Annotated in this window: 22 protein-coding genes; 10 read left to right on the top strand and 12 right to left on the bottom strand. The window is 41.0% G+C overall.

Annotated features, from left to right (window positions below; translation table 11 throughout):
• Positions 1–12 precede the first annotated feature (12 nt).
• Genes ACQ76V_RS02245 through ACQ76V_RS02230 form a run of 4 tightly spaced genes read right to left on the bottom strand, consistent with a single transcriptional unit; the run spans position 13 to position 2,627 of the window.
• Positions 13–339, bottom strand: a complete 327-nt coding sequence (locus ACQ76V_RS02245; RefSeq protein ID WP_440998834.1) for an MGMT family protein — start codon at positions 337–339, stop codon at positions 13–15.
• On the bottom strand, positions 336–1,202 hold the full coding sequence (locus ACQ76V_RS02240; RefSeq protein WP_440998833.1) for a Rossmann-like and DUF2520 domain-containing protein: 867 nt from the start codon (positions 1,200–1,202) through the stop codon (positions 336–338). The genes ACQ76V_RS02245 and ACQ76V_RS02240 overlap by 4 nt, the downstream gene beginning before the upstream one ends.
• Before the next feature lie 6 nt (positions 1,203–1,208).
• Positions 1,209–1,973, bottom strand: a complete 765-nt coding sequence (gene amrB / locus ACQ76V_RS02235; RefSeq protein WP_440998832.1) for an AmmeMemoRadiSam system protein B — start codon at positions 1,971–1,973, stop codon at positions 1,209–1,211.
• A 24-nt stretch (positions 1,974–1,997) separates the two neighbouring features.
• The gene (locus tag ACQ76V_RS02230; RefSeq protein WP_440998831.1) at positions 1,998–2,627 is read right to left on the bottom strand and encodes a 4'-phosphopantetheinyl transferase family protein; all 630 of its coding nucleotides are present in this window, start codon (positions 2,625–2,627) and stop codon (positions 1,998–2,000) included.
• 161 nt (positions 2,628–2,788) lie between these two features.
• On the opposite strand from ACQ76V_RS02230, the gene lysS reads away from it, so the two are divergent.
• A complete protein-coding gene (gene lysS / locus ACQ76V_RS02225) occupies positions 2,789–4,321 on the top strand; it encodes a lysine--tRNA ligase (protein ID WP_440998830.1) in 1,533 nt (510 codons plus the stop codon).
• Positions 4,322–4,400: 79 nt separating this feature from the next.
• Entirely contained in the window at positions 4,401–5,627 is a 1,227-nt protein-coding gene (locus tag ACQ76V_RS02220; RefSeq protein ID WP_440998829.1) for an FtsX-like permease family protein, read from the top strand.
• Positions 5,628–5,649: 22 nt separating this feature from the next.
• On the opposite strand, the gene ACQ76V_RS02215 is transcribed toward ACQ76V_RS02220, so the two are convergent.
• Positions 5,650–7,284, bottom strand: a complete 1,635-nt coding sequence (locus ACQ76V_RS02215) for an acyl-CoA carboxylase subunit beta (protein WP_440998828.1) — start codon at positions 7,282–7,284, stop codon at positions 5,650–5,652.
• Between the two features lie 157 nt (positions 7,285–7,441).
• On the opposite strand from ACQ76V_RS02215, the gene ACQ76V_RS02210 reads away from it, so the two are divergent.
• From ACQ76V_RS02210 to queG, 5 genes are all read left to right on the top strand, one after another.
• Complete coding sequence (locus ACQ76V_RS02210; protein ID WP_440998827.1) at positions 7,442–8,854, top strand: GWxTD domain-containing protein; 1,413 nt, start codon at positions 7,442–7,444, stop codon at positions 8,852–8,854.
• A gap of 18 nt (positions 8,855–8,872) precedes the next feature.
• The gene (gene pdxA, locus ACQ76V_RS02205; protein WP_440998826.1) at positions 8,873–9,874 is read left to right on the top strand and encodes a 4-hydroxythreonine-4-phosphate dehydrogenase PdxA; all 1,002 of its coding nucleotides are present in this window, start codon (positions 8,873–8,875) and stop codon (positions 9,872–9,874) included.
• Positions 9,874–10,668 (top strand): class I SAM-dependent DNA methyltransferase, encoded by a 795-nt coding sequence (locus tag ACQ76V_RS02200; RefSeq protein WP_440998825.1) that lies wholly within the window; start codon positions 9,874–9,876, stop codon positions 10,666–10,668. The genes pdxA and ACQ76V_RS02200 overlap by 1 nt, the downstream gene beginning before the upstream one ends.
• Positions 10,650–11,333, top strand: a complete 684-nt coding sequence (ftsE, locus tag ACQ76V_RS02195; RefSeq protein WP_440998824.1) for a cell division ATP-binding protein FtsE — start codon at positions 10,650–10,652, stop codon at positions 11,331–11,333. Before ACQ76V_RS02200 ends, ftsE begins: the two co-directional genes overlap by 19 nt.
• Before the next feature lie 262 nt (positions 11,334–11,595).
• The gene (queG, locus tag ACQ76V_RS02190; RefSeq protein WP_440999024.1) at positions 11,596–12,546 is read left to right on the top strand and encodes a tRNA epoxyqueuosine(34) reductase QueG; all 951 of its coding nucleotides are present in this window, start codon (positions 11,596–11,598) and stop codon (positions 12,544–12,546) included.
• 7 nt (positions 12,547–12,553) lie between these two features.
• Here the strand turns inward: queG and ACQ76V_RS02185 are convergent, their stop codons facing one another.
• Positions 12,554–13,192 carry an RNA polymerase sigma factor gene (locus tag ACQ76V_RS02185; protein ID WP_440998823.1) on the bottom strand — a complete coding sequence of 213 codons (639 nt, stop codon included), beginning with the start codon at positions 13,190–13,192 and terminating at the stop codon, positions 12,554–12,556.
• Positions 13,193–13,445: 253 nt separating this feature from the next.
• Here ACQ76V_RS02185 and ACQ76V_RS02180 point away from each other — a divergent pair, with 253 nt between their 5' ends.
• Both ACQ76V_RS02180 and ACQ76V_RS02175 read left to right on the top strand, forming a co-directional pair.
• A complete protein-coding gene (locus tag ACQ76V_RS02180; protein ID WP_440998822.1) occupies positions 13,446–14,072 on the top strand; it encodes a porin family protein in 627 nt (208 codons plus the stop codon).
• Positions 14,073–14,268: 196 nt separating this feature from the next.
• The gene (locus tag ACQ76V_RS02175; protein ID WP_440998821.1) at positions 14,269–14,745 is read left to right on the top strand and encodes an outer membrane beta-barrel protein; all 477 of its coding nucleotides are present in this window, start codon (positions 14,269–14,271) and stop codon (positions 14,743–14,745) included.
• A gap of 55 nt (positions 14,746–14,800) precedes the next feature.
• Here the strand turns inward: ACQ76V_RS02175 and ACQ76V_RS02170 are convergent, their stop codons facing one another.
• The 6 genes from ACQ76V_RS02170 to ACQ76V_RS02145 are packed head-to-tail and all read right to left on the bottom strand — an operon-like array spanning position 14,801 to position 20,115.
• On the bottom strand, positions 14,801–15,715 hold the full coding sequence (locus ACQ76V_RS02170; RefSeq protein ID WP_440998820.1) for a Ppx/GppA phosphatase family protein: 915 nt from the start codon (positions 15,713–15,715) through the stop codon (positions 14,801–14,803).
• Positions 15,712–16,554 (bottom strand): 50S ribosomal protein L11 methyltransferase, encoded by an 843-nt coding sequence (gene prmA, locus ACQ76V_RS02165; RefSeq protein ID WP_440998819.1) that lies wholly within the window; start codon positions 16,552–16,554, stop codon positions 15,712–15,714. Before prmA ends, ACQ76V_RS02170 begins: the two co-directional genes overlap by 4 nt.
• Before the next feature lie 15 nt (positions 16,555–16,569).
• Positions 16,570–17,625, bottom strand: a complete 1,056-nt coding sequence (locus ACQ76V_RS02160) for a M28 family peptidase (RefSeq protein ID WP_440998818.1) — start codon at positions 17,623–17,625, stop codon at positions 16,570–16,572.
• Positions 17,549–18,319: an SDR family NAD(P)-dependent oxidoreductase gene (locus ACQ76V_RS02155; protein WP_440998817.1), complete on the bottom strand. Its 771-nt coding sequence runs from the start codon at positions 18,317–18,319 to the stop codon at positions 17,549–17,551. The genes ACQ76V_RS02160 and ACQ76V_RS02155 overlap by 77 nt, the downstream gene beginning before the upstream one ends.
• 18 nt (positions 18,320–18,337) lie before the next feature.
• Positions 18,338–19,870, bottom strand: coding sequence for an amidase family protein (locus ACQ76V_RS02150; protein WP_440998816.1), 1,533 nt, complete (start codon positions 19,868–19,870; stop codon positions 18,338–18,340).
• A gap of 26 nt (positions 19,871–19,896) precedes the next feature.
• Entirely contained in the window at positions 19,897–20,115 is a 219-nt protein-coding gene (locus tag ACQ76V_RS02145; RefSeq protein ID WP_440998815.1) for a Sec-independent protein translocase subunit TatA/TatB, read from the bottom strand.
• A 192-nt stretch (positions 20,116–20,307) separates the two neighbouring features.
• Here ACQ76V_RS02145 and ACQ76V_RS02140 point away from each other — a divergent pair, with 192 nt between their 5' ends.
• A complete protein-coding gene (locus tag ACQ76V_RS02140; RefSeq protein ID WP_095604793.1) occupies positions 20,308–20,562 on the top strand; it encodes a DUF2795 domain-containing protein in 255 nt (84 codons plus the stop codon).
• The last annotated feature ends 3 nt before the right edge of the window (positions 20,563–20,565 follow it).

Here is a 20,565-nt window from a genome sequence, read left to right as displayed (position 1 = left end):
ATTCATTATTCGTTAGTCCATTTCCTCTAAAGGGTTCCAAAAATGTCGGTCGATATCTACCTTATATTCATCTAAAAAAGTGATGTTTTCCTGTTTTAGACGTTCTCGCATCGTATCATCAGGGAAATAAGCACGCCCCGTAAGCTCACCATTTCTGTTAACAACACGATGTGCAGGAATGTTCGTTTCTGCTACGTTATTTAGCGCATACCCCACCATTCGGGCCCCAGATTTAATACCCAAATAGCGAGCAATAGCGCCATAGGTGCTAACCCTGCCGTGGGGAATCTGCCTGACAACCTCATACACACGCTGATAATAATCTTTGGCTCTGCTCATTCCAACAAACGATATAATTTCTTAGCCGTGTCGCTATCTATTTTTTGGGATTTTCTTGCCAGCTTGATGGTCCTCTTTCCCATGATTTGATAAATCGCCAGCAACTCGGGTTGATCATCCAATAAATGCAAGTGATGTTCTACCGTTTCCCAATCGCCTCGCTTGATGGGTCCGGTAAGGGCCTCCTCAAACGATTGAGACTCAATATTTTTCAAACTTGTCTTTATTAAGGGAAACAGTGCTTGCTTAGCTTTTTCTTTAGAAAGACCACTGACCGTTGCCGTAGCCACAGCTGCATCCAGTAGGGTATTTAAGTAATTGGATGCGATAACCGCAGCAGCATGTAGATGAGATTTTTGTTCTTTGCTAACTTCCAACGTATAGGCACCCATTTGGGACGCAATCTCTTTAAGCTGAGGAAAAGCGGACTTATCTCCCTGTAAGCTAAAGTAGATGTCCTTGAAATCTGAAGGGCCCGACTGTGCTGTAAAGGTTTGTAACGGATGAAAAGAGGCGATAAGCCCCCCCTTTTCCTTTATCGGCTGTAAAAGTGTTGCCGACTCGTTACCCGAGCAATGAACAATTGTTTTATGACTAAAATCTGCTGAAACATCGGCTAATTGCCGAACAACTTTTTCAATAGCAGAATCTGAGACGGTAATAAAGATGAGATCACCCAATTCATAATCAGCAGATGGAAAAGATCCCGATATGCGTATATCAAGGTCATCAGCAAGTTTTTTAGCATCATCTGTTGTGCGATTAAAAATACTTTTGACAGGGATATCCGCTGCTGATAAAGCCTTTGCCAAAGAATGGCCCAATCCACCTACACCAATGATTGTGATATCTGGTGCCGGCATAGTATTCTATGAAAAAATTATTTTTTGGCGATCAGCATAACCGGTTAACAAACTGCCACTGTAATCTTCATATTCGCCTCGTAAAAAATGGAGATCAAGCCCCCATTTATTTGCCACGATAACCCCTGCAATAAAAGAAGTGGTGCCTTTTATATAAGACTCTCCGCTGTTCAAATAATTCATGAGTCCGGATTCATTCTTATTCTCCACCATCTCAACGACTTTCTTGAACTCCTTTTTACGGTCATTGTCAAGCTCACAACTAAATATCAGCAAAGCTCTACGTGATGCCAATACTTCTTCAAGCACATAACCTATTTCCTTCACAATAGCAGGATCAGGGTCAGCAATTTGTACGCTCAGTGCCTTAAAATCATCCGAAAGAGTCTGCAAAAACATCAGCTGCTGGAACAAACTGATATTTTTGTTGAAAGCTTCATCATGGATAAAGAAATCATCATCCTCATCACAAAATTCGTTGCGCATATAGTCATCGACCGGCACCTTTCCGAGAGGGGTCTCGAAAAATGTATTCGACGCCATCGGAAGCTTTTTATCCAACTTTTTATCATACGATTCCACCACTACAACCGTATCATAATTCGACATATCCAACCGGCTGTATATATCACAAGCTCGATCAAAGTTATCATCGTTAATTACTTCTGGTGCAAAAAGTAAACGAATGTGCTCGTTGACTTCTCCATGGCGCTCCCGCGCGTTTTCAAGGCCTTCTTTGATTTGACTGCGGGAATACGAAGTGATATTCATAGAAACGGTTCTGCTATATTTTTATTAATGATAATATGCGACTGCTAACCAATTTTCTTTCGATCGGAAACTACAAATTTTAGCCCTTTTGTCATTATTTATTTTGGTAAATATCTGCTCTGTTTCTTGCTCAATATGCACCTCATTCATATTCATGCGTAAACCCCGGCCGCGGAGTTTGATATAAGCCTCCTTAATCGTCCACAGACGGATAGCTGGTATGGTTTCCGTGAGATCCTGTTCGTTGGGATGAGCGATGCGCTGCTCAAGATTGGAAGGTACTGATCGACCTTCAGGCTCAAGGTCAATTCCAATAGGTTGATCTGCTGAAATCCCGCAAAATACAAGCTCATCTGTATGAGCGATGCTTACAAAAAACCGTTGGTTTCCTGTTTTACCAACGGGTTGACCAAGTTCATCTTTCTGAATTTCAAAATCCTGCCCAGCCCCCATTTTTCGGGACATTTCCTTTAAGATGATCCGTGAGCTCACAAACTCGCGTTGACGCTTGCGACTTTTACACTGCTCAAACTCTCTTCTCTCCGCATCGCTAAGCCGCTCAATCGCTTCTGAAGAAACAAATGCAATCTTTGACAGAGAAAACTCTGCCTTGAACGGTAATAGCTCTTTAATTTCTGAAAACTGATTACTCATTACATTCTTTCATTCAATCAAAAACAATTGAAAATCTATAATTTAATACTCTTCTGAAACTATTAATTACGGTTGAGAAAAAAGTCACACTTTTGTGATGAATTCTTTATTTTTAGCGACTTAATAAACCTTAGTAAAAACGAAACAAACAACACCTTCTCATGAGCAATACTGAGTCTTCAGTAAGCGAGCAACACGAAATACGTCTGGAAAAATTACAGGAACTCCGGCAGATGGGCTATGATCCCTATCCATATGATTTTGAGGTGACCCACAAGAGTAAACAGATCCTGGAAAATCCAGAGCTTATTAAACAAGACGACCAAGATGAAGATGACGTTGAAAAAGTATCTGTTGCCGGACGTGTTATGACGCGTCGTATTATGGGTGGATCTACATTCTTCAACCTGCAGGACTCAGAAGGCCAGATTCAGGTTTATATCCGAAAAAATGATGTCGGAAAGGAAGAATATAATGAGGTATTCAAGCGTCTGACCGATATTGGTGATATTGTTGGAATTAAAGGCCATGTGTTTAAAACAGGTACCGGCGAAACCACGGTTTATGCCAAGGAATTTGTATTGCTTAGTAAAACACTTCGCCCTATTCCCCTTCCAAAAGAAGTTGAGGAAGACGGAGAAACAAAAGTGTATGATGCTTTTACAGATAAAGAACAGCGTTATCGTCAGCGTTACCTCGATCTAATCGTGAATCCTGAAGTACGGGATGTCTTTAAGCAGCGTACTGATATGGTACAGGCGATGCGCGACTATATGAATGACAAAGGTTATATGGAGGTTGAGACGCCTATCCTGCAACCTATTTACGGCGGAGCCTCAGCTGAGCCTTTTGTAACGCATCACAACGCGCTGGATATGAAACTGTACCTGCGTATCGCCAATGAGCTCTATCTGAAGCGACTTATCGTGGGTGGATATGATGGGGTGTATGAATTTTCTAAAGATTTTCGTAACGAGGGACTTTCCCGCTTTCACAATCCCGAGTTTACCCAAGTTGAGCTGTATGTAGCTTACAAGGATTACAACTGGATGATGGAATTTGTGGAACATATGGTTGAAGCGGTTGCAAAATCACTTCACGGATCTACTACCGTTTCCGTAGACGATAATGAGATCGATTTTTCGGCTCCCTGGCCGCGCATTCCGATGTTTGAAGCTATTGAAAATGAAACGGGTAAAAACCTTTATGGCAAAGACTTAGACGAAATTAAAAGCATTGCCAAAGAACTTGACATAGAGCTGGAAGAAAGTTTCGGTAAGGGAAAAATTATCGATGAAATCTTTGGAGAATACGTTGAACCTAACCTCATTCAGCCCACCTTTATTACAGACTATCCCATCGAAATGAGTCCGCTTGCTAAGAAACATCGAAAAAAAGAGGGGTTGGTCGAACGATTTGAATGCATCTGTAACGGTAAGGAAATCGCAAATGCCTTTTCCGAGCTTAATGACCCGGTAGATCAGCGTGAGCGTTTCGAAGAGCAGGCGCGGCTGCGAGCCGAAGGAGACGAAGAAGCAATGACTATCGACGAGGACTTTTTGCAAGCCCTTGAATACGGTATGCCCCCTACTGCAGGTCTCGGGATCGGTATTGACAGACTGGCGATGATTATGACGGATTCAGATTCTATTCGTGATGTCCTTTTCTTCCCGCAAATGAAGCCAGAGAAATAGTTTTTTGTTGATTATTAATGGTCATTAATTTTTCTCTTGATGATCATTAAACAGTTAACAATCATCTAATATAAATAACATGAACTTTGAGTGGTATTTAGCCAAACGATACTTTAAGGGAAAGCGGAAAGGATCCCGTTTTCTATCCTTTATAAAAGTGATGGCTATTACCGGAGTAGCTGTCGGGTCGGCTGGGCTACTTATCGCCTTGTCGGTTGTTCACGGCTTTAAATCCGTCATAGATAACAAAGTACTTGGTTTTGCACCTCATGTAACGGTTACATCTTTTAGCGGCAGAGCTATTAATCGAGCTGATACCCTGTTAAACAAGATTGAAGCCTATCCCGAGATCGACAAGGCACAGGCTGTAATTAACGGTCAAACAATGATTCAGGGTGGCGATGATGTTACGGGAACATTGTTAAAGGGCGTAGATGAAAGCGGAGATGTCACTGACATCAAACATTATATCACAAGGGGTTCCTACGATTTAAGTACCGACAGCTCAGGACGGCCCGGCATTGTTGTAGGTTCAAAGTTGGCCCAAACCCTTAATGTTGGTATCAATTCAACCCTCACTGCATACACCGTAGATGGATTGCCCTCGCCTTTAAGTTCTCCCGAAATTCAGCAGTTCCGTCTGTCAGGAATCTATCAGACAGGTATCGGTCAATTTGACGATGTTTTGGCACTCGCGGCACGCCCTTATATTCAAAAATTCTTCCTAAAGTCGCCCAGGGAAGCCTCTGCCATAGAGATTCGGCTTAATAATTCTTCTCAAATAGAATCATTTGGTGAAAAACTAAATAGTGAATTAAGCTATCCCTATTTCACAGAAACTATTTACGAACGTTATAGCAACATTTTTGCCTGGGTAGACCTGCAAGAGCAAACCATCCCCTTTGTGATAGCTGTAATGATTATTGTAGCTGCTTTTAACTTGATTGGCACCGTATTGATGATGGTGCTTGAAAGAACCCGCGATATTGGCATCCTAAAAACCATTGGTGCCGGTAATAAAAGTATCCGTGGTATCTTTTTATTAGAAGGATTATTTGTAGCCGTTACAGGATTATTGATCGGCATCACCCTTTCATTGGTTTTTGCCTGGCTTCAATCAACCTATCAGATTATTCCTCTTTCGGAACAAAATTATTACATGGCTTATGCTCCTGTTGAGCCACACATGCTCGATTTCGCATTGGTTGCCGGGGTAACGCTTCTCCTCTGTGCCCTGGCTTCGTGGTTGCCGGCTCGTATTGCAGCAAATACCGACCCGCTTAAAGTGATTGCTTACGGCCGGTAATGGACTCCTAAAAAAATTACGATTATACCTGCATTACACCAGTTTTAAATTCTTCGATGTCAGGATTATGATCCGCACAATTAATAGCGTGTGAAATTCGGTCACGGGTCTCAATCGGATTAATAATCCCATCAACCCAGAGACGAGCAGCAGCATAACGCACATCGGTCTGATGCTCGTAACGTTCGCTGATCTCTTTCATAATCTCCTGTTCCTCTTCTTCGGTAATCTCCTTTCCTTTTTTCTCCAGCGCCGAAACCCGAATCTGTGTCAATACTTTTGCTGCCTGAGTTCCGCCCATGACTGCGATCTGTGCTGACGGCCAGGCATACATAAAGCGTGGGTCGTAGGCTCGTCCACACATGGCATAATTGCCGGCGCCATAGCTGTTGCCAACCACGATAGTAATTTTAGGGACCGTACTGTTGGAGACGGCATTTACCATCTTGGCACCATCTTTAATAATACCACCGTGCTCAGCACGTTTACCAATCATAAATCCGGAGACATCCTGCAAAAAGACAATGGGTATTTTCTTTTGGTTGCAGTTCATTATAAATCGGGCTGCTTTATCGGCGGAATCCGAATAGATGACGCCGCCTACCTGCATTTCGCCCTGTTTAGTACGCGTTACTTTGCGTTGGTTCGCCACGATGCCCACGCTCCAACCATCCACACGCGCAAAACCAGTAATTAACGTTTGTCCATACCCCTTCTTGAACTCAGTAAAGGAATCCTCATCCACGATACATTCTAAAACCTTGTTCATATCGTAGGGCTTGGTGCGATCATCCGGAAAAACATCAAATATTTCGGTTACATCACGAGCCGGTTCAACAGATTCTTTTCGGTTAAACCCAGCTTTATCAAACGGACCCAGCTTATCAACGAGGTCACGGACGGTTGAAAGGCATTCTTCATCATCTTCCATCTTATAATCGGTAACGCCGCTTATTTCGGTATGTGTGGTAGCACCGCCAAGGGTCTCATTATCAACATCTTCGCCAATAGCCGCCTTCACAAGATAACTGCCCGCTAAAAATACACTGCCCGTACCATCCACAATGAGCGCTTCATCACTCATTATCGGCAAGTATGCACCACCGGCAACACAACTACCCATAATAGCAGCAATCTGTGGAATACCTTCGGCACTGAGGCGGGCATTATTTCTAAAAATACGTCCAAAGTGTTCCTTATCGGGAAATATTTCATCCTGCATGGGCAGATAAACCCCGGCTGAGTCGACCAGATACAAAATCGGCAACTTATTTTCGAGTGCTATCTCCTGGGCACGCAAATTCTTTTTGGCTGTAATAGGAAACCAAGCGCCTGCTTTTACGGTGGCATCATTGGCAACAATCACGCAATCTCTTCCGGACACTGTACCAATACCCGTTACAACACCACCGGATGGACATCCTCCTTCGTCTTCATACATTTCATAACCGGCCCACAATCCCAGTTCATAGAGACGGGTGTCATCATCAATCAGCATATCGATGCGTTCACGGGCAGTAAGTTTTCCCTTGTCATGCTGTTTTTTAATCCTTTTTTCTCCGCCACCCTTCTTAATTTCCTCCTCTGTTTTATTAATCTCTTGAATAAGTGATTTTAAATCCTGTGGAGAGGTACTTGTGGAATCTTGGGAACTCATAAGTGCGATTTATTATTTTGGATAATAGTTGGATTGATTAAATCGTTTCAAAAATAACGAAATTTAGCAATCTCAAAAGTATTGTTTCTATCTATTCCACTAAAAGTTCTTTAGTTTCCTTTTTGAGATAAAAAACCTTTAAAAAACGCATCTGCTTGTGAAAAATTCGAAAACTTTTCTGGCATTTCTGGTCGTTATAGTATTTTCATTGATTTCGGTTGCTGAGCTTTTCGGTCAACGTAATGTAAGTTATCGAGATCTGGCTATGCGCCAGCAACAATCACAGGCTTCTTTTGATTACCTGACCCTGCCGGGCAATGATAACGAGCTTGTACAATTTGTCGTTATCTTCCACCTTCCATACAGTTCGCTACCCTTTAAAAAAAACAAAGACCGCTCGTCAGACAATAAATACTTTAGCAGTATGGATTTGATGATGGAAGTTTTTAAAGCAGAAGAGGCATCCATTAAAAACAAGAAAAAAGAAAATATTTCATTAGAAGGTCTTGAGCCTGCCGGGCGGGCTTTTTGGTCTGATACGGTTTATGCCAAAGATTACGACAGTAGCCAATCCAACGATCTGTTTTTAAGCGGTTATATGAAGGTAAATCTTAAACCCGGATCCTATAATTATGTATTGCAAATGAAACGGGGTGATCAGACCGAAAACCGGATTTCAAGAACGCAAAAGATTAACATAACCCCCTATAGTGAAAAAAAGAACGGAAACATACTCGTAAGTCCCACATATTCGGAAGGCTCTGAATCTTCCCGCTTTATTCTTAATACTACGGGAAATACGGTTGAGTATGCTAAAGATTTTTATGCGATTGCTTATCTGCCCCGGTATCAAGAAAAAGAATCTTATACAATGGAAATTACCAAACTAAGTACCTTGCGGGAAGATACGACTAAACAAGAAAGGGTCTTTTCAAAGAAGCTTGCAAAAGAAAATATCAAAACTGATGTCCGCCCCCAGTTACTTTATATGGATGGTAAGCCCTATCTGAATCTCAACATCACTGACAATGGCTATACTTACGCAGTTATAAATGTACCAAACCGTGAATTCGAAAATTCCTTATATCAAATCACGATAAAAGACGGTAAAGGTAATATAGTTGCACGAGATAACTTTCGCTCAAAGTGGAAAGACATGCCGAACAGCTTGTTGAACCTTGATACTGCTATAGAGATGCTTCGATTTATTGCAGACAAACAAACCATTCGAAAAATCGATAATGGGACACCGGAAGAACGAGAGCAAAAGTTTCGGTCGTTCTGGAAAGAACGTGACCCTACCCCGGATACCGAGTTTAATGAACTGATGGCTGAATATTACCGTCGCATCGATTACGCTTATAAAAATTTCTCTACCGAAAACACTGTAGGTTTTAATAGCGACCGTGGAGAGGCCTACATCAAATTTGGACCTCCCAAAGATATAAACCGCAAATTTCCTAATAACGGTGCCACGACCGAAATATGGACCTACCCAAACAGGCAACTAATTTTCAGAGCTACTACCGGTTTTGGGGATTTCAAACTCATTTCCAATCAATCAAAATAAATATCCAAAAGCTACTTTATGGGGAAACGCGTTGCAATAAGCATTGGAGATGTAAATGGAATCGGACCCGAAGTTGTCATAAAAGCATTGAGTAAACAACCACTGAAAGATCTTACCCCAATTATTCTCAGCTCAAAAAAGGTTTTAAACTGGTGGCTTAATAATCTTTCCCAAACACTGGATTATCATCATGCATCATCCATTGATGATATTGTCGAACAACAATTTAACCTTCTGGAAACTTATGGGGATGAAGATATTTCAGTTTCACCCGGAACATTTTCTAAGCAGTCGGGCAAGTGTGCCATGCTGGCTGTCAAAAAAGGAATTGCGTTGTGCAAATCACAGCAAGCCAATGCGCTGGTTACGGCTCCAATATCTAAAGAAGCCGTAAATTTAGCAGGGTATCATATCCCGGGCCATACCGAATTTCTGGCCGAAAAAACTAATACCTCTGACTTCATGATGATGTTGGTTCACGAAGATTTAAGAGTGGGACTTGTAACCGGACACATTCCCGTATCGAATGTTTCTTCCACCCTGTCCACCAATTTGGTCACAAAATATATTGGGGTGATGCATAATGCTCTGCAAAATGATTTCGATATCGCATCCCCAAACATTGCTGTGCTTGGCCTTAATCCCCATGCCGGTGATGGTGGTGTTATTGGTACCGAAGAACAGGAAATTATAAGTCCCGCTATTGAATTAGCCCGTTCCAAAGGATTGGACGTGACCGGCCCCCACCCCGCCGATGGATTTTTTGGCAATCGAAAACATGAACAGTATGATGGTATTTTGGCCATGTATCATGACCAGGGATTAATCCCGTTTAAAACTCTCTCGTTCGGCGGCGGTGTAAATTACACTGCCGGTATTCCTATTATTCGAACCTCACCAGACCACGGTACTGCTTTTGATATCGCCGGAGAAAATAAAGCTAACCCATCCTCATTTACTGAAGCCTTGAAGCTCGCTGCAGAACTTATAGAGCATCGAAATAAACGAGTAGTAAAGTAATGAGTACTGATAAAACAGGTCAACAACCGGAGTACTCAAAACTGGCTGATATTTATGATGCCGTCATGGAAGATGTGGATTACGAATTCTGGGCTGATTTTATTGATGCTATCATGCTTCGGCATCACCCAAACCCCGTAGAAATTCTGGAGCTGGCCTGCGGTACGGGTTCTATTTCTCTTTTCTTGGATGAGTTGGAATGTTATAACGTTGTAGGAACGGACAAATCTCCAGAGATGATCCAAAAAGCACGTGAGAAAAATAAAGCCATGCATTGCAATGTTGATTTCAAGGTTATGGATTTTCTGGATATTCAGCTCGATCGCACCTTTGATGCTGCATTTTGTGTTTTCGACAGTATCAATTACCTGCAAAATGGCGATGAAGTATTAACATTCCTCAATCAGACAGAAGCAGTCCTTAACCCCGGTGGACTGCTCATTTTTGATTTTACTACACCAAAAAACTCGGTGCAAGCTATTGAATATCTAAACAATGAAGAGGGATATACCGATGATAACTATAGGTATTTTCGAAAAAGCAGTTACGATCCAGAAAACCAGCTACACGAAAATGCTTTTCGCATAGAAAAACTTGCCAAGGATCAAGAAACGGTAATTGAGGAATTCAGCGAAGTTCATCACCAGCGTATTTACACCTTGCAAGAAATGCTTGATATTATCGATCAAACAGCGTATAACATACGAGCAAAATACAGCGGTTTCGAATTTGAGGAAGCCGATACCCATAGTTTACGAATCACAATGGTATTACAATGTCCCAGCAATCAGTAATAGAGTTTTCAAACGTAACAGTATCCTACGATCACCAGCCGGTACTCGACAATATTAACTTTTCGCTTGAAAACGGGGAGTTTGCCTATCTTATAGGTCAAACCGGGGCCGGCAAAAGTTCATTTTTAAGACTCATTTACCGCGACCTGCTTCCTGATTCCGGTGGAGTTCGCGTAGCAGATCTGGATGTCACTTCTCTTCCCGATAAAAAAGTTCCGTACCTTCGACGTAGGCTCGGTATTGTATTTCAGGACTTTCAGCTTCTTCCCGACCGATCCGTGTATGATAATGTAGCCTTTTCGCTGCAAGTAATCGGCGAAAAAAAGAGCTATATCAAACAGCGGGTGCTCGAAGTGTTGGGAATGGTTGGATTAAGTCACAAGCGAAAAAACATGCCCAATGACCTTTCAGGTGGTGAAAAACAGCGGGTAGTCATTGCCCGAGCCTTGGCCAATGAGCCTCGCATCATGTTGGCTGATGAACCTACGGGCAACCTCGACCCGGAGGCTTCAGCCTCCATTATGGAACTCCTTAAACAGATCAACAACCGTGGTATGGCTGTACTTATGGTAACCCACGACTATGATACCGTCAAACAATATCCCTATCGTACCCTCAAACTTGACGATGGAAAGATTAAAGATATAGCAATCAATAAACTATAGAATTGGGTCATCAATTTTGATAACCGTTTAGACCATTATTAATGGACCCAACTGGTTTTTTAGTAGGTGGAATTACTGGTGTCGGTGTTGAAAAGTCATTCACTATTAACAGTTCCAATGGCAAAACTTAACCAAACAATACGCCTAAATTTTGAGGATTCGAAAGTCCGAAATGGCTATTTCACTCGATAAAACTGCTAAATATTTCATTGTAAATACCTTACCTTTTAGAAAATAAAACGCACTAAATTTCTATGTGATAATGAACATCCGTGAGCGTACCCAAAAAGTGCGAGAATATGCCCTCCGATTAGGATTTAACGCCTGTGGGTTTGCCAAAGCAGGCCGGTTAGAAAAGGAAGAACGCCGATTACGAGAATGGCTAAACCAAGACCGGCACGGTACTATGGGTTGGATGGAAAACCACTTCGAAAAGCGAGTAGATCCTACCAAGCTTGTCCCGGGATCAAAATCCGTAGTTTCGGTAATAGGCAGTTACTTTCATCCCGAACATGAACGGCAAATGCAACAGAATGATGGGCCAAAAATTGCCAAATATGCCCAGGGACGTGATTATCACAAGGTATATAAGGAAAAACTCAAAAAACTTTTTGCACAAACCAGAGAGCTTTTAGGCGGATTGGAAGGCCGTGTTTTCGTTGATTCAGCTCCTGTTTTAGAGAAGGCTTGGGCAGTAAAATCAGGTCTCGGATGGATGGGCAAAAACTCCAACATCCTCAACAAAAATTTGGGATCTTTCTTTTTTATCGGTGAAATGATCGTCGATGCTGAATTCAGCTACAATACTCCGGTAACTGACCATTGTGGTAGCTGTACACGTTGTATCGATTCGTGCCCCACTAACGCTATTTATGAGCCCTACCGGGTAGATGCAACGAAATGCATCTCCTATCTGACCATCGAGCTGAAAGAAGAAATCCCTGAAGAACATCGGGATGATTTAGGCGGATGGATGTTCGGTTGTGATATTTGTCAGGATGTTTGTCCGTGGAATCGTGATGCAAAGTACGGGCAAATGGAAGACCTATTTCCCCGTAAAAAAATTTTGGATCATGATATCAACTATTGGCAAGAACTGGATATTCCCCAATATGATGCCCTATTTGAGGGAAGCGCGATTAGACGAGCTAAGTTTGAGAAATACAAAGATAATGTAGCAGCAACCGCCGAAAGTCTCAATAAAAAGGATTAATGCGGTATTAAAAGCGATGCTTTTTATCTTTAAGTTCTTTGTACAGCAATTCACGAGCTCTAAAAATATGTGCTTTTACTGTTCCCAACGGCTTATCTAAAATATCAGAAATCTCTTTGTAGCTTTTCTCCTCCATGTGCCTTAATTCAATAACCTTCCGGTATTTATCAGGAAGATCAGCAATGGCATTTTGTACAATCTTTTTGCGCTGCTTCTTTATGATATCCCGATCGGTACTGGCCGACTCATCAGGCAGCTGCATCTCCATTTCTCCGTCCTTGGTTTTCATCGGCTTATCAATGGAGAGTGTTTTCAACTTCTTTTTCCGTAAATAGTCGATCGTATTGTTGGTCGCAATACGGTATAACCACGTTGAAAAAGCGTAATTGGTACTGTAAGTATTTAAATTATCAAACGCCTTCACAAATGCTTCTTGCACAAGATCTTCTACCTGTTCGCGATCTTTAACCATCTTGAGGATATGGAAATAAAGAGCTCGCTCATACTTGTCTACCAGCTTTTTATAGGCCTTTTCATCTCCCCCCTTTGCTCTTTTAACCAAGACATCATCCTCGAGGCTGCTTTCAGAAGCATTTTCGCGCGGGGAATCAGAAGTTTGTGAATTTGTAGCGTTAGAATCAGACATTCCCAGTTAAGACAGGAAAATAATTGCTATTATTAATTTCGGCCCAAACTTAGCAAAAGTGTCACTTTATTCCCACTCAAAACATCTTCCCATTTGATGTTAATATTTGAAGATCAATTTCCTCAATAGAGGAAAACAAATAATTTTGTAAGGAATTAGCCATAAAGCGGTCATACAAACAAGACGGCCGGTAAATGGCTAATATTCATTATATAGAGTAAACATTAAATTTAAATAAAGACATCAAGTTACTATGAAAAAGTTGCTAAATATATCAGGATTGGCTTTAGGCTTAATACTCGTTGGCTTAACATTTATGAATGTTAATACCGCTGATGCACAACCAAATATTGGTGTAAAAGGTGGCTTAGACTTTGCAAAACTTTCATATTCCAGTAGTGGTGCCAGTATCTCAAGCAGTTCAACAACTGGGTTTGTAGCTGGAGTTTATACCAACTTCGAAATGAGTTCAGGTTTTATGCTCCAGCCAGAACTTCTATATGTGCAAAAAGGGGCAGAAAGTACGTTTAGTAATACTACAACTACTACTACCTTAGATTATATAGAAATTCCAGTATTGGCAAAATATGGTTTTAGTGCCGGGGGGAGCTCGTTTAAACCTTATGCTGCTGCTGGTCCTTATTTGGGATTTAATGTAAATGCTGAAAGTGAGAGTAGCGGACAAACAACAGACATAAGTGATAACGTTAAAGGTACTGACTTTGGTGTAGCTGGTGAGGTTGGAGCTAATATAAGCGGTTTCAATATTGGCGTTCGTTACGACCTTGGAATTACAAATATTGATGATAGTGCATCAGGATCTGGAATGGGTGATACAACTAATCGAGCCCTATTCATAACTGCCGGCTACTCTTTTTAAAGCTAAATTAGTAAGAAGTAAGGGGAGCAGTTAATCCTGCTCCCCTTTTCTTATTTTATTGAATAACTTAGCAATAACTGAAAATTGGTAAAATAAATTAGTTTCGGTTAATTTGATACAAATTTCAGGGAGCTTACGTATAGAATAAGTCACCCATAAAGGGGATATTAACCTTAATCAAATAATAAACAACACTATGAAGAGAACAATAAAATTAGCATTACTCCTTTTCGGATTAATTTTCGCTTATCATGCAAGTGCTCAAGCCCAAGATTTTAAACTGGGAGGAGGGTTAGCCTATGGGAGTGAAGTAGAAGCTATTGGAATACAAGCCGGAGGGGTTTATAATTTTACTGAAAAAATTAATGGTGCTGCAGATTTCATCATATTCTTTCCAGATAATTACGATTGGTGGGAGCTAAACGTAAATGGGCATTATGGCTTTTATGCCAAAGATAACGTACGTGTATATGGTTTAGCGGGCTTGAATTATGCTACGTTGAAAGTAGACTTAGGACAATTTGGCTCTAATTCTGAATCCGAACTCGGTCTTAACCTTGGTGGCGGTGCTGAATTCGGAATTGACTTCGCTAATCTTTATACAGAACTGAAATATGTGATTGGCAACGCCGATCAATTAGCCATTTCCGCCGGGCTACGATTCCCTTTCTAAGGGATTAAAATCAGCAAAGCATTGATTTAGGGGTACTCTTTAAAGAGTACCCTTTTTATTTTTTTGTCTCAGCAATTAATGTTCCGTATCGAATCCCACCTGTTGATGTGATCAACTCTTCTATATTATTCGACTTCATAAATTCATCCAATATAAGTAGTCCTGCCAAGAAAATATCGGCCCTCCCCTTCATCACTTCGGGATACTTTTTTCCAAGCATATCAGAAGTATAGCTGCAAAAGCGGTTAATGTAACTTTGGAGTTTCTTTTTTGTAATTATATGCCCCGATAACGTTTCTGCATTATATGAGCTCATTTTCAAATCGATAAAGGCTAATGATGTTACCGTACCGGCAACACCAATAAATGTTGTCTGTGTTGGGAAGTTAAATCGATATTCTTCCAATACCCTTTTAATAGCATCTCGACATTCTTGGATTTGTAAATCTGTGGGTGGATTGTTTTTCAAGAATCGTTCAGTAAAGCGTACGCAACCCATATCGTATGAATAGCGATCTTCAAGTTGCTCCTGGCCATATGCTAATTCAGTACTCCCTCCGCCGATATCAATAACAAGCTTAGAGCCTTCAACATCATTGAGTACACTTTGAGCTCCCAAGAATGTATATTCAGCCTCCTTTAATCCACTTAAAACTTGGACTTTTAACCCAGTTTTTTGTTCAACCAAATCCAAAAATTCAGCTTTGTTTTCGGCATCACGAACTGCGCTTGTAGCTGTAACATAAATATTCTCAACTTCAGGATATTTTTTTCTCACTATTTTTCGGTATTCATTTAGGGAGTCAATAACCCGTTGCATAGCACCTTTCGACAACTTCTTACTTTCATCAACACCAGACCCCAGACGTGGGATACGTTGTTGCTCATCAATAACTGTTAAAGAGTTACCATCAAGTTCTGCAACTAAAAGAAGTACCGTATTTGTACCAATATCTATCGAAGCCTTCACGATTCAGCCTTTTTAGCTTGGATGGCAATCCATTCGTTTTCTTGTGGAATAGCAATAATTTGATATTTCTCCTTAAGAACAGATTTGATGGATGCCTTATCTTTTTCCAATAATCCTGAAAGGACCAACGTTCCTCCCTCTTTAAGAGCGGCATCCAGATCAGAAAAAATATCAAGAATGGTATTTCGTTCAATATTCGCTAACACAACATCCGCCGTATTTTTTTCTGATATAACCTCAGAAGACCCTTTTTCTACTTTGATGTGATGATTCACATTATTGAGTAAAATGTTTTCCTCGGTATTTGAAATACTCCATTCATCAATATCAAAAGCAAAAGCATGGCGGGCCCCGAGTTTTATAGCTGCAATCGACAATATGCCCGTCCCGGTACCTGCATCAATAACAAAATCATCATCCGAAATAACATTTGGCAAGAGCTCTAATATCAATCGCGTGGTTTCATGATAACCCGTGCCAAATGACATTTTGGGATCGATCTCGAGCAGGATTTTATCTTGGGGCACCACCTCCTGTGACCAGGTCGGTTTTATAAAAAACCTTCCAATTGTTTGTGCTTTTATTGTTTCCTCCCACTGTTGGTTCCAATTCTGATCGGCCACTACTTCTTCAGACTCAATGAAACCGTCACCGGGATAAGCAGCAAGTAACATATCGATATGTTCTCTGTCACTAATCCCGAAATGTTCTTTTTGGATGTAGGTGATAATTTGGTCATCACGCTGCTCAAAACCATCAAAATCCATATCAAAAAGCTCAGCAATCAGGCTTTCCTGGTACTCATCAGCTATTTGAATGACCAGCTTTAAATACTTCATTTATAAACTTATAAATTAATTGGAAACATTTACCCTATTATAAATCAATTCAAGCACTGTTTTCCCAACCCCATCCAACGTCTTTTTGCTTATGTTAGAAATGTCATCGTTATGGGTGTGCCAGTAAGGAGCAAATTGAGATCCTTCTGAGTTCGTGTTATGGCGAATAATATCGATCGTGGGGATACCTAAAATTCGATTTATGACCACATGATCATCAGAAATTTTGTTACCCACTTCGGATGTAAACAAATAATTGAGACCTTTCTCATCGGCAATTGACCATATTTCGTTAACCAATGCTGGGGCAAACTGCATCGAATATCCTTCTTTGGGAAAATGGGCATCTTTACCTCCCACCATATCCAATAAAATGCCAAATCTTGGAGAATAACCTTGGACGGGAGGATTATTAGCCCAATATCGTGAACCCAAGAAATATTTCGACATATCTCCCTCTTTCCCGTAATCCTCTCCATCAAACAACACGATATCTACGCCAATCGGCGGCGGATTTTCTTTAAACAAACGTGCCAATTCCAATAATACAGCGACACCACTGGCACCGTCATCCGCCCCAAGTATGGGCTTTTCTTTATCAGTTGGGGCTTTATCAGCACGGGGACGGGTATCCCAATGGGCAGAAAGCATAATTCGATCTTTGCTCTGTGGATTGAATGAAGCAATAATATTAGAAAGCGCCAGCGAGTCATCATCATAACCTTTAGCGGTAAAGTTCTGAGCATATACGGAACGTGAGCCGGCGTATCTTTGCAAAGTTTTTAAAAAATATTCCTTTGCCTGTTGATGTCCTTTTGAGTTAGGGTTCCTCGGACCAAAATCTAACTGCCGTTCAATAAAATGATAGGCACTATCAGCATTAAATACAGGAACATTACGTCCCTGCTCTTCAAAATTTAACCGCTCGGAGCTCCCTCCACTGCATGAGTTGAAGGTTAGTGCAGCTGCCAGAACTACAACCCCAAAAAGGAATTTATTCATTATCTCGATGAACCATCGTTGAAGATGATTGCGCGACAGGGAAAACAACGGTATCCATGATATTGACATGAGGAGGCCTATTTGCCATAAAATGGACAATTTCTGCAATATCTTCGCCAATAAGCGGATTCATATCCTCATATACTTCATTCGCACGATCTGTATCACCCTTAAAACGAACTTCGCTAAACTCGGTTTCAACCAGTCCCGGTGATACCATGCTAACCCGAACCTTGGTGCCGTGTAAATCTTTCTTTGTAGCTTCAGTAAATGCTTTTACCGCATGTTTGGTCGCACAATATACCGATCCGCCCGGATAACTTTCGTGACCGGCAATAGAACCTATGTTAATAATATGACCGCTGTTGCGCTTTTTCATTTCTGGGGATATGAGTCGAGTCATATTTAATACCCCTTTGATATTAGTATCAACCATAGTATCCCAATCATCAAGATGGGCATTAAAAACAGCTTCTACCCCTTTGGCCAGTCCCGCATTATTGACCAGGATATCAATAGGGGGAGAAAAATTATCTAAAAACTGTTGAGCAGCTTCTCGATCTCTAACATCAAATGGAGCCAACACTACTTCAATACTGTAATGTTGTACTAACTGTTTTTTTAGCTCTTCAAGACGATTTTTACGACGTCCATTTAATACAAGATTACTGCCAGACTTTGCAAATATTTCGGCCGTAGCTTTTCCAATTCCTGCGGTAGCTCCCGTTATAAATGTCCATTTTTCCTTAATTCGATTTTGCATAAAAACTGTATTTAAAAATTAATCTAACTGTTCAACAAGTTTAGCTGCATTAAACAATGTACCCTCTTTAAATGCACCGGCCATCAATTGCATGCCATACGGCAAACCATTGGAGTGGGTACCTGTGGGCACATTAATGCCGCAAATACCGGCTAAATTGGCTGAAGTGGTATAAACATCATTGAGATACATCTGCACAGGATTATCCTGATTGGAATCGAGATCAAAGGCAGTGGTTGGCGCCGTAGGAGATACAATGACATCGACTTTTTCAAAAGCTTCGGTAAAATCCTGCTTGATCAAACGACGAACCTTCTGCGCTTTCGCGTAATAGGCATCATAATAACCGGCACTAAGCACATACGTACCCAACATAATTCTGCGCTTAACTTCGGGACCAAATCCCTCGGTTCGACTTTTCTTATACAACCTGATTAGCGAAGAATCCATATCATTAAGTTGGTCAACCAACTCTTGCTTAGCATCTCCCTTTGCCTGCTTAATCTGCTCTTCTAATGCTTCTTGTTCTTCTTTAAGATCTTGTTCCACATCTTCAATATCGGCTCGATGGCCATAGCGGATGCCATCATACCGAGCCAGGTTACTGGAAGCCTCGGCAGTAGCTAAAATATAGTATGTGGCAATGCTATATTTCATGTGAGGCAGATGAATAGGAACCAGTTCAGCGCCCGACTGTTCCAGTTCATTCAGCTTATTTTGGATACCCTCTCGGATTTCATCATCCAGTCCCTCACCAAAATATTCCTCGGGCACACCAATTTTGATATTGGAATCCGGGTCTTCAGTATATTTGGTGTAATTGGGTACCGTACGGCTTGATGAGGTATTATCATTGGGATCTGGACCTGCAATCGTTTCTAAGATACGAGCAGCATCATCAACGGAATTTGTCAATGGCCCAATACAATCAAATGAAGAAGCAAAAGCCACCAAACCATGCCGCGAAACTCGTCCATAGGTAGGTTTTAAGCCCACAACACCACAATAAGAAGCCGGTTGACGAATAGACCCACCAGTATCAGAACCGAGGGAGGCTGTACAATAATTGGCTGCTACCGCAGCAGCACTGCCTCCCGAAGAACCACCCGGTACTTTAGAGGTATCATGGGGATTTTTTGCAGGACCATAAATAGAATTTTCATTGGATGATCCCATGGCAAATTCATCCATATTTAAGCGTCCCAAAAGAATAGCATCTTCACTTCGCAAGCGTTTAATAACCGTTGCATCGTATACGCTTTCAAAATCAGAAAGGATATTTGATGCACATGTTGTTTGTTTTCCCTTTTCACAGATGAGGTCTTTCACTCCGATTACCATCCCTGCCAATTTACCGGCTGAACCATCATCAATGCGCTGCTGGATCTCATCAGCTCGTTCAAGAGCATTTTCTTTGTCGATACTAACTACCGCATTAATTTCATCATTATTCTGTTCAATATTATCGATGTAGGACTGTACAATATCAGAAAGTGAAATATCACCAGATTCAAGTGATTGTTGAATCTGGGTAAAATTTGTAAAACTCAATGGATTAGCAATGGATTTGGTTAACCTTACTGCTTCTGCTGTTCTTTTTCTTCAGATTTAGTGCCGGAGTCAAAACCTTCTTTTTGTCCTTCTTCCAGCTCTTTTTTTATTTCGTTTGATGCTTTCTTGAATTCCTTCATCCCCTGTCCAAGACCACGGGCCAATTCAGGAATTCGTTTGGCACCAAAGAAAAGGAGTATAGCCAGGCCAATAATCAAAATCTCCATTCCGCCGAAACTTCCCATAATAAATGCCTTTATTTAAAGTTTATAATTGTGACTCAGGAAGATAACAATTTTTTATTAGACCTTTGAGTCATAAAAAGGAAAAAATAATTGCATTTTCCTTAAAAATTGACTTGAATTTAATGTGTCAAACCTTTTTATAGGTGAATAAAATTTACTTGAAATTTAAAAATCAAAACTGAACTATATTTTATGATTTGGACTGTTGAATTAGCAGCCGTTTTAGATGAAGCACCCTTCCCAGCAACGCGAGATGAACTTATTGAGTGGGCCGAACGCAATGGAAGTCCTCAGCAGGTGCTCGATAACTTATATGAACTTGAAGAGATTGAACAAGGCGAAGATGTCGTCTATGAAGGGATAGAGGATATTTGGCCCGATTACATTGGGAAAGAGGATTTCTTTCATAATGAAGATGATGAAGGCTTTGATTATGATGATGTTTAAAAA

Origin of the sequence: Fodinibius sp. SL11, from assembly GCF_052060035.1 — a bacterium.
Lineage (GTDB): Bacteria > Bacteroidota > Rhodothermia > Balneolales > Balneolaceae > Fodinibius.
Note: the sequence above shows the minus strand (reverse complement) of the source record. Positions and strands in the feature narration are given on the sequence as shown.